Annotated in this window: 12 protein-coding genes and 2 pseudogenes; 3 read left to right on the top strand and 11 right to left on the bottom strand. The window is 33.9% G+C overall.

What is annotated here, in order from left to right:
• Positions 1-79: 79 nt before the first annotated feature.
• Positions 80-1,372: an extracellular solute-binding protein gene (locus tag HMPREF0528_RS05305; RefSeq protein ID WP_004895706.1), complete on the top strand. Its 1,293-nt coding sequence runs from the start codon at positions 80-82 to the stop codon at positions 1,370-1,372.
• 93 nt (positions 1,373-1,465) lie between these two features.
• Here HMPREF0528_RS05305 and HMPREF0528_RS05310 read toward each other — a convergent pair.
• From HMPREF0528_RS05310 to HMPREF0528_RS05350, 9 genes and pseudogenes are all read right to left on the bottom strand, one after another.
• A pseudogene (locus HMPREF0528_RS05310) lies at positions 1,466-1,928 on the bottom strand (hypothetical protein).
• A 555-nt stretch (positions 1,929-2,483) separates the two neighbouring features.
• Positions 2,484-3,380 (bottom strand): CaiB/BaiF CoA transferase family protein, encoded by an 897-nt coding sequence (locus HMPREF0528_RS05315; protein ID WP_004895710.1) that lies wholly within the window; start codon positions 3,378-3,380, stop codon positions 2,484-2,486.
• A gap of 162 nt (positions 3,381-3,542) precedes the next feature.
• The gene (locus tag HMPREF0528_RS05320; protein WP_004895711.1) at positions 3,543-4,310 is read right to left on the bottom strand and encodes a LytR/AlgR family response regulator transcription factor; all 768 of its coding nucleotides are present in this window, start codon (positions 4,308-4,310) and stop codon (positions 3,543-3,545) included.
• A gap of 23 nt (positions 4,311-4,333) precedes the next feature.
• Entirely contained in the window at positions 4,334-4,750 is a 417-nt protein-coding gene (locus tag HMPREF0528_RS05325) for a GHKL domain-containing protein (protein ID WP_004895712.1), read from the bottom strand.
• A 13-nt stretch (positions 4,751-4,763) separates the two neighbouring features.
• Positions 4,764-5,084, bottom strand: coding sequence for a hypothetical protein (locus HMPREF0528_RS09295; protein ID WP_211204700.1), 321 nt, complete (start codon positions 5,082-5,084; stop codon positions 4,764-4,766).
• Between the two features lie 559 nt (positions 5,085-5,643).
• The gene (locus tag HMPREF0528_RS05335) at positions 5,644-6,189 is read right to left on the bottom strand and encodes a hypothetical protein (protein WP_004895714.1); all 546 of its coding nucleotides are present in this window, start codon (positions 6,187-6,189) and stop codon (positions 5,644-5,646) included.
• Between the two features lie 488 nt (positions 6,190-6,677).
• Positions 6,678-7,129 (bottom strand): annotated as a pseudogene (locus HMPREF0528_RS05340) (bis(5'-nucleosyl)-tetraphosphatase).
• A 65-nt stretch (positions 7,130-7,194) separates the two neighbouring features.
• On the bottom strand, positions 7,195-8,490 hold the full coding sequence (purB, locus tag HMPREF0528_RS05345) for an adenylosuccinate lyase (RefSeq protein ID WP_004895717.1): 1,296 nt from the start codon (positions 8,488-8,490) through the stop codon (positions 7,195-7,197).
• A 3-nt stretch (positions 8,491-8,493) separates the two neighbouring features.
• Positions 8,494-9,783: an adenylosuccinate synthase gene (locus HMPREF0528_RS05350; protein ID WP_004895718.1), complete on the bottom strand. Its 1,290-nt coding sequence runs from the start codon at positions 9,781-9,783 to the stop codon at positions 8,494-8,496.
• 190 nt (positions 9,784-9,973) lie between these two features.
• Between HMPREF0528_RS05350 and HMPREF0528_RS05355 the strand changes: the two genes are divergently transcribed.
• Both HMPREF0528_RS05355 and HMPREF0528_RS05360 read left to right on the top strand, forming a co-directional pair.
• Entirely contained in the window at positions 9,974-10,966 is a 993-nt protein-coding gene (locus tag HMPREF0528_RS05355; protein WP_034525262.1) for a GMP reductase, read from the top strand.
• Between the two features lie 132 nt (positions 10,967-11,098).
• Complete coding sequence (locus HMPREF0528_RS05360) at positions 11,099-12,454, top strand: ClC family H(+)/Cl(-) exchange transporter (RefSeq protein WP_004895720.1); 1,356 nt, start codon at positions 11,099-11,101, stop codon at positions 12,452-12,454.
• Between the two features lie 94 nt (positions 12,455-12,548).
• On the opposite strand, the gene HMPREF0528_RS05365 is transcribed toward HMPREF0528_RS05360, so the two are convergent.
• Both HMPREF0528_RS05365 and HMPREF0528_RS05370 read right to left on the bottom strand, forming a co-directional pair.
• Complete coding sequence (locus HMPREF0528_RS05365; RefSeq protein ID WP_004895721.1) at positions 12,549-13,172, bottom strand: hypothetical protein; 624 nt, start codon at positions 13,170-13,172, stop codon at positions 12,549-12,551.
• A 242-nt stretch (positions 13,173-13,414) separates the two neighbouring features.
• Positions 13,415-14,296 carry a hypothetical protein gene (locus HMPREF0528_RS05370; RefSeq protein ID WP_004895722.1) on the bottom strand — a complete coding sequence of 294 codons (882 nt, stop codon included), beginning with the start codon at positions 14,294-14,296 and terminating at the stop codon, positions 13,415-13,417.
• Between the last annotated feature and the right edge of the window lie 3 nt (positions 14,297-14,299).

Consider the following 14,299-nt stretch of genomic DNA (forward strand, 5'->3'; position numbering starts at 1 on the left):
ATTATTTTAAAAATTTTCGGCTAATTTTAAATTCATGTTAAAATAGTACCTGTCAAAATGAATTAACGGGAGAAGAAAAATGAAATTTAGAAAAAAGATGTTAACTCTTGCCGCAATTGGAACGGCACTTTTAGCAGTTGGATGCTCTAAGACTCAAACTAAGGAGTCTAGTAGCAAAATTCCGACTAAGATTACCAAGAATACTACGGTAACTTTTTGGTATTCATTAACCGGTTCTTCTGAAAAAGCCCTCAAGAAGATGACTGCGGAATTTGAAAAAGAAAATCCAAAAATCAAGATCAAGCTTGAAAGCCAAGGCGGTAATTATGCGGATCTTCAGTCTAAGCTTTCCTCAACAATGCAATCACCTGATAATTTGCCGACTATCACCCAGGCTTATCCAGGATGGTTGTATAATGCCGCTAAGCAAAAAATGCTAGTTGACCTCACTCCTTATGTTAAAAATGATGACCTTGGCTGGGGCTCCTATGCTAAAAGTAATATTAAGCAAGCACTTTGGAACGGCGCAAAAATTAACAATACTCAATACGGAGTCCCATTCAATAAGTCAGTTGAAGTACTTTTCTATAATAAGACTTTACTAGATCAATATAATCTCAAAGTTCCGCAAACAATGGGCGAGCTTAAGTCTGCTTCTGAAAAGATCTATCAAAAGAGTGACCATCAAGTAACTGGGGCTGGTTTTGATGCTTTAAACAATTACTATATGTTGGGGATGAAGGAAAAAGGCATCAACTTTACTAAGAAGATTAACTTTTCTGGTAAAGATTCAAAAGAAGTAATTGACTACTACGCTGATGGGGTTCGTAAGGGCTACTTCATGCAAGCTGGTACTGAAAAATATATGTCTACCCCATTTAATTCTGGTAAGGTAGCAATGTTTATCGGTTCAACTGCTAATGAAGCATATCTAAAACAAGGCTTGAAGAAAGAATATCAATTTGGCATTGCCCCTCGTCCAAGCAAGGTTAATGCGCAACAAGGAACTGATATTTATATGTTTAACCAGGCTAGCGCTAGACAAAAGTCAGCTGCCTTCAAGTATCTAAAATTCTTGACCAGTAAGAAAGAACAATTCTACTGGACTAAAACTACCGGCTATATGCCAGTTAATACGCAAGTCCTAAACTCACAAGCTTACAAGTCACTTAATACAAGTAAAGTGCCAGCAATCTTGGCTGAGACTACTAAAGACTTGTACTTCTTACCAGTAACTAAGAATGCCACACCTGCTTATGACCAAGTTCAAGCAAGTATGCAAGCAATCTTAGCTGATGCTAAAAAGAAGAAAAATATTAATCCAGCTATTCAGACTGCCAAGCAAAAATTTGATGCTAGCTGGAAACAATAATTAAACATAAAAAGTATGCCTAATTAGATCTATCTTGGTCTAATCAGGCATATTTTTGTATACGGTTAATATTAATATCGCTAATGTCCATTTTTATTGTTTATTTTCCACCCCTTTAGGAACTAATTGCCAGTAAGTACCATCTTGACTTCGGTAGGCACCGTCAGCAGTTTTCTTAAAATCAAAAGTTACTTTTCTAGTTTTAATTCTGTAGCCATCTTTCACTCGTTCAGTCTTACGCGACCTAGTTTTACCCATTGTCCTGCTTGAGGACGGTCACTACCCTTAACTGAAAAAGCATCAGGATGTCCTTACTTAATTTTGATGGTTTGCTTTCTTCGTTACCGCCTAAGCGAGCAGTCAGATAAGCAGTATTTTTATCAAACATTAAATAAAAAGAACTGCTTAACTTGTTGTCCGATTCTTCTAGAGTCATTAGACTTTGATTCACCCAACCCTTAGGAACGGTAGTCTGATTATGATAAAACCATGCACCGCCACCTGCTAAGAGTAGTAATACTACAAAGAAAGCTGCGAGTAACTTTTTGTTTTTCATACTTTCATCTCCTTGTTAGTTTTTATTTATTTTTCATTAATTTTATAATAAAAAAAGAATTCTGAAAACAGAATTCTCGTATAATTTATATATCTACTGATAATTTTTTAGTAAAACAATATTCAGGTTCAGCGGCAGACCGCTCCTGCTAGAACTTAGTAACTTTAGCATGACTACACACCCCTCAAACAACTTAAGTTACGGAGGTGAAAGCCTATGCATAATTGGGTAGACTGGAGAGCTAGGTTGCCAAGTGATAGTAGACTCTATTGCACTAAGTATCCTCTTAGGCGCACTAGGCACTTTTATTATTCGTGTTGCTATTGCCTACACAATAATAAAAAAGCTAATCACGAGGATTAGCTAACTCCAACAACCATCTTAAGTTACGATCGGAGTTAGTGACCGGTACTCACTAGCTTCTTTTCTTTTACAATTATATAATTTTTTGTGATTATTGTCTACATATCTGCTATCGAGGGTAAGTGTTAATATTTTTGTAGTATTGTCTTACATTCTTACCATATATTTTTAATCAGAATTATCTGTCCTATTTTACTCAAACTCTTTTCGAATTTGTTCACCTTGTTCATTCAATTTTGGTGCATCTTTTTGCAAGCCATATGAATTCCAAGTTCCATATTTCAAAGGAGAACCCAGGACTTCATCGCCGCAGCAAATTGCAATTGGTTGATCTTGACAGTCAAAGGTGTCGAAGGGATACATATCGGGATGTCTATTACCAATTCTGTGTGGTACTTCGTGTGGCCCTAGGACGAGCATTAAGTCTTGAACCATTAATGAAAAAGTTGAATCTAGCATTGACACATCGATTGTTGTCCCTTTTCCAGTTTGCTCACGCGCATAAAGAGCTGTAGTAATTGCACTGTAGCCCATAATTCCAGCTACTACATCAGAAACTGAGGTCCCGACACGTGTTGGTTTACCATTTGGTTCACCTGTTGCATCCATTAAACCAGAAATTGCTTGAATAATGGTGTCATAAGCCGCTTGTTTTGCCCAAGGACCGTATTGTCCAAAGCCTGAAATTGAAGCAAAAATCAATTTAGGATACTTTTTGACCATTTCTTCAGGATCAAAACCTAAACGAGCCATTACGCCAGGACGGAAATTCTCAACTACTACATCAGCTTTAGCAATCATCTTTTCTGCCAAAGCATGATCTTGGGCGTTCTTTAAATCTAAGGCAATCGATTCTTTACCAGTATTGCAAATTCTAAAGTATTCACTAGAACCGTCAGCAAGATAAGGTCCCATGTGACGTGTATCATCGCCAGTTTTTCTTTCAACATGGATAACGCGAGCTCCAGCATCGGCGAGCATTCTACTACAAGTTGGACCGGATAAGACATGGGTAAAATCTATTACCAAGATTCCAGCTAACGGATAAGGCTTATTTTTATCTAGATGTGGATAATTTGGTTCTGACATTTTTACTTACACTTTCTGTAATATCTGTCTTCAAATTTATTTTAGTTAAAAATACCAAAAATAAAAAGGCATCCTATCCAAATAGTAATATCATTAACTTAAGACATTAAATATGGAATTTGACCCTTTTTTATTTTTATCTTATCGCACACCCCTAAATTATTAATCAGCCATCAAATATTCTTTAATTTTTCTTTTTGCACTAAATGCAAATTGAATTTCTTCACCAGTAGGAAAGAGAATCAATCTCTTCTTCAAATTTATACTTGTAATATTTTTCATATTAACTAAATAAGATTGAGAAACTTTAATAAAACCGGGTATTTTATCTTGTATATTCTTAATATCACCCGTAAATTCACTAATCTCATTTTTAGCAATAATTTTCAATCTATGCGGAAACGGCGTAGTAGAAATATAATAAATGTCGTCTATATTTACTCTATAAAAATTATTACCTATTTGATAAGTAAAAATATTATTTTTCTTTTCAAGAAATTCTTCTAATTTATAAGCTGATTTTTCTAAATCTTGTGTTATTTTAGTTTGAATTTTAGCTTCTTCATTACTTTTTACAATATAATCCAATGCTTCTATTTGATATTCAAAAGTTAATAAGGCTAATTCATCATGAGTAGTTATAAATATAATCTGTGCGGTCTTCTGCTTGTTACGTATTAAATTTGCTAATTCAATTCCATTTTTATCATCTGGTTTCGAACTCAATTGAATATCTAAAAAATAAATGTCAGGAAGTTTAGAGCTAGAATTAATAAACTGAAATATTGACTCATAGGAATAAAAAGTGTTACTTATCTCAAATTTTTGATGTTCACTAGATAAAAATATACATGATTTTTTAATCATATAATTGATATGTTCATTTTGATCTCTATCATCTTCACAAATAGCGATTTTAAAAGTTCTCATCTATTCATCTACTCCAACTATATTTAAAACCAATTATTATTTATTCGATAATTTACAAATAATGTAGGATATTTTTGTTTTAATTGATTAATATTTGAAAGTCCTAATCCTTGATGATTCTTCTTAGTAGAAAAACCAGTTTGTTGAATTTTAGACAGTTGAGGAATATTTTTTATTTTATTTCTAATCTCAAAAGTAAATGTTTTTCCATTTTGAAATATATATGCATTTATTTCACCAATTTGATTATTTTTACTTTCTTCAATTGCATTATCAAAAGCAATTCCAATAATTCTACTTAAATCAAAAGGATTAACTAGTTTATCTAAATTATCAATCTTAGTGGCACATTCAAAACTAAATTTTATATTATTTCTATCAATTTCATTTATTTTGCTAATCAAAATACTTTTAACTTGCAGATCCTTTACTCTTATCAAATCTTTGTATTCTTCAAAATTTTCTTGATCTATTTTCTGAATATCTGTCTAACTTATTAATTAATATATCATTATCATCTTCTTTAATAGCATTACGTAAGCTTATTAACATATTTCGATAATCATGTTTAAATCTGCGTAATTTTTCTTCACTATATTCTAAGTTTTTCAAATATGACTTGAGGTTATTTTCTCTTTCTTTATTAAGTCTATCCTCTAATCGTCTATCAAATAACTTATTCTGAATATAGAATGCATATATCATAAACAAAAATTGAATAAATAAAAGGAGCGCAGTAATTAAAATTCCAGTTAAATCTTGATTTGCTTTCATACTTATTAAGCCAATTATATGGAGCGCTATAAATGCATAAACAATTAATCCAAGAAGAAGATAGTTTTTTTCTTTAATAAATAATTGGTATAATTTTACTCTTTTAATTAAAAAATAAACCAAAACATAATAAGTAACTGCTATTGGCACAAAATATGATGTAATTATTGGAAATGACAGTCCAATTAATCGTATAAACAAATCAGCCGCATAAGTAATCAAATTAGCAAATAAAATTGTACTAACTATTTTACTTAACTGACTTTTCTTACTATAAAAAAATATTACTAAAATCAAAAAAATAGCTTGCCCAATTATAAAATCTAGAATAATTATACTAATCACTAAAATTATTATAATTTTTAGTATATCCTTTATACTACCTAGTCTATATTGATTTAATTTATAAAATATTAATAACTGATAACTATAGGAAAATAGAAATAGCAAATAAGTGAAAATAGCAAACATTATAACTACTCAAACTTTCTAAAATAAATCTTAGGATATCATCTATTTTTTCAATAGAAAAGAGGATGATTATTTTCATCCTCTCTTTTTACCACTTTCCAAACGAAGGGACATAGACCCAATTAATATCCATATAAATTTTACTATTTCTATGAGCATTATTATATGATTCTAATTGCCATGCTACTCCTTGATAATATAAAGATCCAAAAGTGGCAATTTTATATTTAGTAACATGACTAATCAGTCCTAAAACATCATTATAGTTTCTATACTTATTTACTGTATAGGCAACAACCGCATTCGAACTGTAATAAGATTGTTGTCCCCACCAAAACCATTTTGCTTGCAAGCCAGGTTTAATATTAAAGGCTCCTTGAACAAACATAGTATATGGATTATATTGAACAATTTCTTTAGTTTCAGGATCAATTAAAAGATTATTATTTTTAATACTATTGTTTACACTCTCAATTTCTTGTCGTGCCATTTGTACTTTTTCAGAAGAAATATTAGAATTTTCAGGAACATTTAGTACAAATGTATTATTTCCTACACTAACATATTTATCTAATTCATTTATATCAGTTTGAGATAGATTATTATTTACTGATTGTTGATTAGTTGGTGGCATTTCATCTGCTTGAACCTAATTAGAATAAATTAAAGATAATCCTAAACTAGCAGCTGCAATGACAAGATAATTTTTTTCATTATTATTTATTCCTTCTTTTAACTAAAAAAATAATTAAAAATATTAAACCAAAAATCAAACTATAAAAACTGATTGCATATAAAGCTAAATCCCAATTATCTTTTGAAAAGTAGACTAACATAAAATTTGCTATACTAAATGCCATAAAAATAATTGCTAGCAAGAGCCAAATTCATTGTGGCCGTTTTTTACTTATTAACAAAATAATGCCCAATATTATTAGGATTAGCACTATATCTATCATCATTTTTTCTCATCTCCGTTTTGGTTTTATAAGTACTATATAGTTCTTATCATTAAGCCTCTATTTATATTCAAATTCATTAACATTCTATTCAAATTCATTTATCTATATAAAAAATTTTAATTTTAGCAAAAATAAAAAGTCGTTCAATCAAAACGACTTTTTATTCATGTTCAAGCAAATAAGTATTAGCCTTAGCCAAAATTGCTGATAAATCTTCAAATTTAAATTCTTTAAAGTTCTGTTTTCTAATTCTATCTTGCGCATCTCTATAATTTAACCATTCAGTCGATCTAATTTCACTTTCTTGCCGCTTTATTTTTGGGTCAGCTCTATATTTGGCTAAAAAAAAGTTACAGTCTTTTCAATTTCACTAGTAACCTTGTAGGAATAACTCTCGTGAAAATCAAAATCAAATTCAGGCTTTAAGCCTACTTCTTCAAAGACTTCCCTCCTTGCAGCATCCCGTTCTGTCTCACCTGCTTCAAGATGTCCCTTTGAAAATGCCCAAGCACTCTTGAATTGTTTATATGGTTGACTTTGAATTAACAAATATTCGATTTCTTCATTATTTTTACGCCAGATAATAGCGCCTGCAGAATGTTCAGCTTTCATGATTCCTCCAAAAAAAACGCCTTGTCAGACACAATTATATCTAACAAAACGTTCTTACTTCTATCTTAATCTAAGCCGCACTTTTCAAAAATTTCATCAACATGCTTCAAGTGATAGTGATAATCAAAAGCATCGTCTAGATCTTCTTCAGACAAGTAATTCATAACTTCACTGTCTTCAATTAACTTTCTAAATGAAGTTTGTTCTTGCCAAGACTTATTAGCTAGCTTTTGCACCATGTCATAAGCCTTTTCACGTGATAAACCTGCCTCATCAATTAACTTCAAAAGCATACGTTGTGAATAGATCAAACCATAAGTACGATCCATATTCTTGAGCATTGTTTCTGGGAAAACATCCAAGTTAGTTAAAATGCTGTTGAAGCGATTCAACATGTAATCAATTCCAATTGTTGCATCAGGTAAAATTACACGTTCAGCACTTGAATGAGAAATATCTCTTTCATGCCATAAAGCTACATCTTCATAAGCTGGAACCATGTAGCCACGCATTACTCTAGCCATACCAGATAAGTTTTCTGAGCCGATTGGATTATGCTTATGAGGCATTGCAGAAGATCCCTTTTGACCAGCTCTAAAGTGTTCTTCAACTTCGTGAATTTCACTTCTTTGCAGTCCACGAATTTCAGTAGCCCAGTTCTCAATACTTGTTGCAATTAAAGCAATAGTAGCAATGTAGTAAGCATGTAAGTCTCTTGGCAAAACTTGACTAGTTATAGGTTGCTGAGTTAAACCTAATTGCTTTAAAACGCTAGTTTCAACTGCTGGTGGCACATTGGCAAAAGTACCAACGGCACCAGAAATTTTACCAGATTCTACATCTTTAGCTGCTACTTTAAAGCGTTCAATATCACGGTTAATCTCGGCATACCAGCGAGCAAGTTTCAAACCAAAAGTAGTTGGTTCTGCTTGAACACCGTGAGTGCGTCCCATTTCAACAGTGTATTTATATTTTCTAGCCTTATCTGCAATAGTTTCTTTTAAAGCTTCTAAGTCTTTCAAAATGATCTCATTAGCTTGCTTTAAGATATAACCTTGTGCAGTATCAACAACATCAGTTGAAGTTAAGCCGAAGTGAACCCACTTCTTCTCCTCACCCAAGCTTTCAGAAACTGTTCTAGTAAAAGCAACCACATCATGGTGGGTAATGGCTTCAAGTTCTGAAACACGCTCAACAGTAAAAGAAGCATTGTCAGCAATCTTCTTAGCATCTGCTTCTGGCACTTCACCAAGTTCTGCCCAAGCATTAGTTGCAGCGATTTCTACCTTTAACCAGGCAGCATATTTATTTTCTAAGGACCAAATTTTGCCCATTTCTGGACGAGTATAACGTTCTAACATAAATTACATTTCCCAAGGATTCTTCAAAACAATAGTTTGTTCACGGTCAGGACCAACTGAAACAGTAACTAAAGGAACACCTACTAATTCAGAAACGCGGTTCAAGAACTTCTTAGCGTTTTCTGGTAAATCTTCCCAAGTCTTTACATTGGTAATATCTTCTTCCCATGCAGGAAGTTCTTCGTAAACTGGCTTACATCTGTATAATTCCTTCAAACTTGCTGGGTAGTAGTCAATCTTTTCACCATCAAGTTCGTAAGCAGTAGCAATTTTAATCTTGTCAAAACCAGAAAAGACATCCAATAAGTTCAAACTTAAAGCATTGATACCAGCAACACGCTTAGCGTGACGAAGAGCAACTGAATCAAACCAGCCAACACGACGTGGACGACCAGTAACAGTACCGTATTCATGAGCAGTTTCACGAATGCGATCACCAACTTCATCTAATAATTCAGTTGGGAATGGTCCTTCACCAACACGAGTGGTGTAAGCCTTGCAGACACCAATAACAGTATCTAAGCGGTTAGCACCCATTCCGATACCAGAAGCAATTCCACCTGAAATAGTGTTTGAAGAAGTTACGTATGGGTAAGTACCTTCATCAATATCAAGCATTACTCCTTGTGCACCTTCAAAAAGAACTTTTTCGTCGTTGTCTAAAGCATCGTTTACAACTACTGAAGTATCAGTAACGTATTTCTTCATCTTTTGACCGTATTCAAGGTACTTTTCAAAGATGTCTTCAAATTTAAGTTCAGGCTTACCGTAAACCTTAGTGAATAAAGCATTCTTTTCAGCTAAATTAGTACGTAACTTCTCTTCAAAAGTATCTCTTTCAAGTAAATCGCAAACACGGATACCAGTTCTTGAAGCCTTATCCATGTAACAAGGACCGATACCATTCTTGGTAGTTCCGATCTTCTTGTCACCCTTTGCTTCTTCTTGATAAGTATCTTGTAAAATGTGGTAAGGCATAATAATGTGTGCGCGGTTAGAAATCTTCAAGCCGCTAATATCGATACCTTCTTTTTCAAGGTTATCTAATTCTCCGAACATTACTTCTGGATTGATAACTACACCATTACCAATTACAGCACCCTTCTTAGCAGCAAAAATTCCAGATGGAATTAGGCGCATCTTGAAAGTCTTATCACCGATTTCAATTGTGTGGCCGGCATTATTACCACCATTTGAACGAACAGCCATTGCTGCTTCTTTACTTAAGAAATCAGTAATTTTACCCTTTCCTTCGTCGCCCCATTGACTACCTACAACTGCTATTGCTGTCATTTGATTTCACCTCATAAAAATCACTTTCTTAAAACCGAAGACTAGTTTAACAATCTATATCTTAATAGTCAATTGATTTCCGAACATTTTTAATAATCAATAAAATAAATATTCATTTTTATTCTTGACTTTGGCTAACTTCACCCGTATATTAACTCATGTAGTTTTTAAAGAGCACGAGGTAAATTAAATGAGCAATTACTTTAGTATGGAAGCTTTCGATTATGATGACATCCAACTTGTACCCAATAAATGTATTATTAAGAGCCGGAGTGAGGCTGATACAGGGATCAAATTTGGAAGTCGAACATTTAAAATCCCTGTTGTTCCTGCAAACATGGAAAGTGTTATTGACGAGGATTTAGCCATCTGGCTTGCAGAAAATGGCTACTATTATGTTATGCACCGTTTTTACCCAGAAAAACGCGCTGACTTCATTAAGATGATGCATGATAAGGGATTATTTGCTTCAATTTCAGTTGGAATTAAGGATAGCGAATATGACTTTATTGACTATCTTGCTAAGGAAAACATTATTCCAGAATATACAACAATTGATGTAGCACATGGTCATTCTGACTATGTCATTAAAATGATCAAGTATATTAAGGAAAAATTACCTGATACCTTCTTAACGGCTGGTAATATTGCTACTCCTGAAGCAGTTCGTGAGTTAGAAAATGCTGGAGCTGATGCAACTAAAGTTGGTGTAGGCCCTGGTAGAGCCTGCATCACAAAGCTTAAGACCGGTTTTGGTACTGGTGGCTGGCAATTAGCAGCGCTTAGAATGTGTTCTAAAGCCGCTAGAAAGCCTTTAATTGCTGATGGTGGAATTCGCCATAATGGTGATATCGCTAAGTCTGTTCGCTTTGGTGCTTCAATGGTTATGATTGGCTCACTTTTTGCTGGTCATGAGGAATCCCCTGGCAACTTAATTACTATCGATGGTAAGCGTTATAAACAATACTGGGGTTCAGCTTCTGAAGTTCAAAAAGGTGCCTACCGCAATGTCGAAGGTAAGCAAATGTTAGTTCCATACCGTGGCTCAATTAAAGATACCTTACGTGAGATGCAAGAAGATCTCCAGTCTTCAATTTCTTATGCTGGTGGAAAAGATCTAAGTGCAATCAGAGTAGTAGACTATGTTATTGTTAAATCTTCTATTTTTGATGGAGATAAGTAATAAAACTAAGATAGACCACAAAATATTAATATTCAGAAATAACGATAGTAAAACGCTATCGTTATTTTTATTTTGGGCTTATTAATTTGATGTAAACTAGGCTTATCACAATCTTTAGAAAGCTGGCAGAAAATGATTAAAACGGCCAAACAAATTTTAGCCAAACCATTTACATCAAATTTTTTCTTTATCTTTTTGCAAGGAATTATCATTGGATTAATTACTGGCCTAATTGTTGGGACTTTCCGGTGGATTATTGACCACACAATGAAATTTCTATTTTTCATCTATCCTTTAATGCGTCAAAAGCCGATCTATCTTGTTCCTTACCTGCTTGGGACCGTGATAATTTGTCTGATTCTTGCTCAAGTTATTAAACCAGTCCTCAACAATATTACTGGTTCAGGTGTTCCTCAAGTTGAAGCCATCATGCTTGATGAAAATAAAATGAATTGGTGGAGCATCTTGTGGCGTAAGTTTGTTGGAGGACTTTTAGCAATTTGTCCGGGACTTTTTCTTGGACGAGAAGGTCCTTGTATTCAAATGGGCGCTATGGTTGGACAAGCTTTTGGTCAGAATCTTTTTCATGCCGATGATGAAGATCTTAAGAGACTCCAGGGATGCGGGATTGCTGCTGGCTTAAGTGCAGCTTTCTCAGCTCCATTAGCTGGGGTCTTCTTCTTAGTAGAAGAAATAACCTTTAGTTTTGATCCGAAAGAATGCCTAACTGCTCTAGCTGCTGCAATGACATCTGACCTAATGACATTATGCTTTTTTGGCACTACTCCCTGCCTTTATCTTCCCTTAGATAAGTCTTTACCTTTAACTTCTTATTGGTTTGTAATCTTAATGGGAGGTCTTTTGGGCTTACTTGCTTATTTCTACCAATACTGCCTCTTAAGCCTTAAACCCATTTATTCAAAACTTACTATCATCCCTAAAATCTACCACAGTATTATTCCGCTAATCTTAGTAATTCCAATTGGCCTTTGGAATGCGAAGCTGCTTGGCGGTTCTCACGATTTTATCTCTGGTCTTTTTGAACCAACCTTTATGAAAAATATCCAAACTGGGATGCTAAGTTTAACTTTGTTGCCACTTATTTGGTTTATTGTTCGATTTATTTTTTCAATGATCTCATATGGTGCCTCAGTTCCTGGTGGTATTTTTATGCCAATTCTTGTTTTAGGAGCCTTACTAGGTGTTATCTTCGCCGTGATTATGATTCACTACGGAATTGCTCCAAAGCGTTGCTATGGCATTATTATTGTTACCTCCATGTGTGCTTACTTTGGTGCTATTGAAAAAGCACCCTTTACTGCTTTAACCCTGCTAACAGAAATGGTTGGCTCAGTTGAACAGATCTTTCCAATGCTCGTGGCAACTTTTATTGCTTATTTCGTTTTAGATCTCTTAGGTGGAAAACCAATCTACGAGGCCTTAAGAATTCAAATGGATTTTCAGAAGTTATATGCTCCCAAACGTTAAAAATACAACTGACAAATAACCCTCACAACAAAAAAGATGTCGTTTAATCAACGCGTAGTGCGAAGATTAACGACATCTTTTTTGTTTAATATTTCTACAAGTTGATCATAATGCTGAAGGCTAAGCCCCAAATAATAGCATAGATGACAACAATCATTACTAGGTAAATTACTGCACCCCAGAATGGATCATGGATCATCTTTTCGGTTCCTGGATCAGGACAAACAACCAGTAAGAATGAACCTAAAGAAAACAGTGCATAGAAGATCCAAACTAAGGCTTCTCCAAATCCGAGCAAGCCTGAACTTAAGCTTAGGATTAAGAAGAAGAATGCACAAATTACAATCCAGAAATTCCAGTTAGTTACTTGTGCAACCTTGTTGACATACTGCCAAAAGCCACCGGTACTACCGAACACGAACAAGTGACCAACCATGGAACAAAGAATCGTAATAATTTGAACACAGAACAGAATTACGATTGACCAGAAGGTAAAACCTGATGCATGATGGATCAGCGTAATATCAAACATATTAGCAATATAATTACTAGTAATAGCTAAACCAATGAATAATACAATATCTTCACCTAATAAGGTAACGACTCCGTACCACTTTTCCCCTAGGTTGTGGCCGAGAGGATAGCGCCATGACTCTACTAGCCAACGCCAATAAGTGTTAGGAGTTTCCTCTTGTGGAGCTTGAACTTCATCTTTCATAATAAATTTCCTCCTCAAGATTATTGATCTTTCACTTATTATTATAACAATAATCCTTATTTATAGGCAGAATAAGGTCTTTTTTGTTATTAAACACAAAAAAACAAGCAACCATTCAGTTGCTTGTTTTCGATGAAAAATGTTAAACGATATTTTATGTAAAAATAAAATAAAAGATAAGTGGATTAGAGCTTTCACCCTAATAAAAAATCAAACTGTTATTTATTCTTTGGAGTATCAGCCTATTTCCATTTTAGACTGTTCAAATCACCTCCTTTAAAGAAGGCGCGATAATCATCTACCGTATTTTCGGGTTTCAAAACTGACTTTGGATCCTCTTCTGCGTAGTCACAGTTAGGAATGAAGACGTGGAAAGAAATTGCATCCTCATCAGGTGCCACCATATATTTATCATTTTCTTTTTCAATTTTGACAATTTTAATTCTTGTTCCAATAGGAACCTTGTCATCAAAATTAGCGAAGATAGCTTCTGCCTCATAGTAAATTGGAGTATCTTTATGCTTGCCAATCAAATGTTCAAAGTACAATTGACCATGATCATTTTTAGCATTTTCATTTGCACGCTTAAATTGAGGATAAATATCAACGTTGTTGACATTTTGCTCATCGCCTAGGAATTGTTCAATTTGTGAAAGCAAATTGCTAAACTTTCCTAAGATATGACCTCGATCAATTTTTAATCTACTCAAACCAGCTTCTTGCTCTTTTTCATCTATTAAAACTGTTGCCTTTTTACCAAGCATTAGTCTATCAATAGATGAAACATTATTCTCATCAGATTTTGCGCTAATCCATGATTGATTATAACGTAAATCTGATTTACTCTTAGGCTCATTCTTATTTGAGCTATTAGCGTTGATATTTAAAAGTGCACGCCAACCATTTATAATTACTCGACCATAAACACTGTAATAGAAAATTGGCATAAATTGCTGAGTATCGGATAAGCGATTCAAAGAATTCTGTACTGCTGTTTTATTCCTTTCTACCAGATCAAAATGGTCATCAACATAGTTAAGCTCATAATTCTTTAACTGATCTACCGCTTGTAATGATGCTTCATCTTTAAAGCCAAGCTTTTTTAGAACCTCTCTCTCTTTCATCGG

The sequence above is a fragment of the Lactobacillus johnsonii ATCC 33200 genome, from assembly GCF_000159355.1.
Classification (GTDB): domain Bacteria; phylum Bacillota; class Bacilli; order Lactobacillales; family Lactobacillaceae; genus Lactobacillus; species Lactobacillus johnsonii.

What these genes read in the sequence shown, in the direction of transcription:
- HMPREF0528_RS05305 (WP_004895706.1), top strand. Translation starts at nt 80, where the DNA reads ATGAAATTTAGAAAAAAGATGTTAACTCTTGCCGCAATTGGAACGGCA.
- HMPREF0528_RS05315 (WP_004895710.1), bottom strand. Translation starts at nt 3,380, where the DNA reads ATGTCAGAACCAAATTATCCACATCTAGATAAAAATAAGCCTTATCCG.
- HMPREF0528_RS05320 (WP_004895711.1), bottom strand. Translation starts at nt 4,310, where the DNA reads ATGAGAACTTTTAAAATCGCTATTTGTGAAGATGATAGAGATCAAAAT.
- HMPREF0528_RS09295 (WP_211204700.1), bottom strand. Translation starts at nt 5,084, where the DNA reads ATGAAAGCAAATCAAGATTTAACTGGAATTTTAATTACTGCGCTCCTT.
- HMPREF0528_RS05335 (WP_004895714.1), bottom strand. Translation starts at nt 6,189, where the DNA reads ATGCCACCAACTAATCAACAATCAGTAAATAATAATCTATCTCAAACT.
- purB (WP_004895717.1), bottom strand. Translation starts at nt 8,490, where the DNA reads ATGTTAGAACGTTATACTCGTCCAGAAATGGGCAAAATTTGGTCCTTA.
- HMPREF0528_RS05350 (WP_004895718.1), bottom strand. Translation starts at nt 9,783, where the DNA reads ATGACAGCAATAGCAGTTGTAGGTAGTCAATGGGGCGACGAAGGAAAG.
- HMPREF0528_RS05355 (WP_034525262.1), top strand. Translation starts at nt 9,974, where the DNA reads ATGAGCAATTACTTTAGTATGGAAGCTTTCGATTATGATGACATCCAA.
- HMPREF0528_RS05360 (WP_004895720.1), top strand. Translation starts at nt 11,099, where the DNA reads ATGATTAAAACGGCCAAACAAATTTTAGCCAAACCATTTACATCAAAT.
- HMPREF0528_RS05365 (WP_004895721.1), bottom strand. Translation starts at nt 13,172, where the DNA reads ATGAAAGATGAAGTTCAAGCTCCACAAGAGGAAACTCCTAACACTTAT.
- HMPREF0528_RS05370 (WP_004895722.1), bottom strand. Translation starts at nt 14,296, where the DNA reads ATGAAAGAGAGAGAGGTTCTAAAAAAGCTTGGCTTTAAAGATGAAGCA.